Below are 1,992 nucleotides of genomic sequence, written 5' to 3'. Positions count from 1 at the left end.
GGTCGCGAACGAGGCCGGGCCGCTCAATGCGCGAGCGCGCCCATCGGGTCCCAGGCGGGCAGGACGATCGGGTCCTGGCCGAGCGCCTCCTGCAGCTCCGGCGGGAGGGCGTCGCGGCGTACGGCGATCTCGAAGACGAACTCGGCGAACCAGCTGTCGTTCATCGTCATGAAGCCCTTGTCGCCACGCTCGGTGCCCCAGCTGTTCTCGACACGCCAGCGCCGTGGGACGTCGTCGTGCAGGTCGACGCCGGTGAACAGCATGGCGTGGGTCATGAGCGACTCGTGGTGCAGCAGGCGGTCGGCCTTGCCGAGGCTCGGCTCGGTCCCGTAGATCGAGGCGTGGTCGTAGAGGCCGGCGTCCCACAGGCCCAGGTCGGCGTGCGACATCTGGCCGGTGTCGCAGCCGAACCAGACCGGCTCGCCACCGACGATGGCCCTGGCCGCAAGCGACTTCATCAGGTCGGTCTCGACGTTGAGGTAGGTCACCGGTGGCGCACCGACGACGTTGCCGAGGTGCTCGACGGTGAACGTGCGGCCGTAGGGGCTGGTCGGGCGGGGGTCGTTGACGACACAGACATAGTCCTCGAGCGGGACGGTGACGTAGCGCTCCGCGAACTCGAGCGGCGTCATCGCGCCGTCGCGGTGGAAGGTGCCGTCCTTGTCCTTCCACTGCCACACGAACGTCTCGGGCGGCGTGCCGAGGTGGATGCACAGCAGGCGGTGCACCGAGGCGAGCACCTGCTCCTTGGCCTCGCGCAGCTCGTCGACGTCGGCGCCCTCGGCGGCCCGGGCCCGCAGGTCACGAGCGCCCTGGCGCAGCATCGTGCTGAGATCGCGGTTCATCAGACGGGTGTTGCTCGAGCTCTTCGTCTCTGGCATCGCGACCTTGGGCACGAGGCCGTGCTTGACGACGAGCGCGACGAACATGTTCCACTGCCCGCCGTCCTCGGCCGGGGTGGCGAGCAGGTGCGCCACCGTGCGGTCGTCGACGTCGCGGTCAGCCGTGGCGATGATCGACTCGAGCCAGTGGTTGGCCTTCTCGAACTTGTCCCAGAACAGCAGGTGGTTCTGCGAGAACTCGAAGTCCTTGACGCCGAGCTTCTCGCGGGCGCCGGCGCGCAGCAGGTTGGTGCCGGCGAAGAGCCAGCAGCGCCCGCTCTTCTCCTGGGAGGTGGCCGCCCAGTCGTCGAGCAGGTGCGAGACCGAGTGGTCGATGCTCGTGACGACCCTGCGGTCGAGCGCGATGTCGTCGACCGACGTCGTCGTGACGGCGTTCTGCAGCAGGCGGGCGGTGGGGTCGGCCTCGAACGCCTTCGTGAGGCGCTCGACGAGGTCCGGGGCGAGGTCGCGGGGCACGGGCCACTCCTTCGTGGGCTGGGGATGTTGGCATCGTATGCCGGGTCCTTCGCGGGCGCCCCACTACCCGGACGTCCCGCTCGCCCCACGACACGACACGACAACACGACCAGACCAGGCCAGCCGCGCCCGGGCCCACGCCACGCCCACGACCGCGACCATGGCGAGGAGCCTGGCCGCCCTGCCGCAGCCAGCGAGCCGGCGGCGACGAATCTCATAAGCCTCACTGATCCCCTTGTGTGAGTTGTGCGGGACAGCAAACGCACTCACGTCCCCGAGTGAGACCTCGCGGCTCGCTCGTCGACGACGTCGACCGGCCCGCGTGGCGGCATACGCGGGCGTGCTCCGGCCGCTCTCCTCGAGGTGCGCGGTGTCGAGGGACCTGCTCCAGTCGTGCGTGGCTCCCCCGGGAGCGGCCTTCCAGACCGCTACTTGCCGCCGGGAGGCCGGGCTCAGGCCGAGTGGAGCACCGCGATCGCCGACGTGGCCGCGATCTGGCCTGCGGCCGCCGCGGCCACGACCGAGGCCATCGGCAGGTGGAACGCCGGCACGTGCGCCATGTCGCCGGCGCAGAAGACCCGCTCGCGGCTCGACCGGCCGAACTCGTCGACACGCACACACCCCGAGGTGTTGA

1 protein-coding gene and 1 pseudogene are annotated in these 1,992 nt (G+C 70.4%); both read right to left on the bottom strand.

Annotated features, from left to right (window positions below):
* Positions 1–23: 23 nt before the first annotated feature.
* Positions 24–1,358, bottom strand: a complete 1,335-nt coding sequence (locus ABD194_RS20820) for a C1 family peptidase (RefSeq protein WP_343995093.1) — start codon at positions 1,356–1,358, stop codon at positions 24–26.
* 452 nt (positions 1,359–1,810) lie between these two features.
* A pseudogene (locus ABD194_RS20815) lies at positions 1,811–1,992 on the bottom strand (NAD(P)/FAD-dependent oxidoreductase); the annotation flags it as partial.

It is taken from the genome of Terrabacter terrae (genome assembly GCF_039529575.1).
GTDB lineage: Bacteria > Actinomycetota > Actinomycetes > Actinomycetales > Dermatophilaceae > Terrabacter > Terrabacter terrae.
Note: the sequence above shows the minus strand (reverse complement) of the source record. Positions and strands in the feature narration are given on the sequence as shown.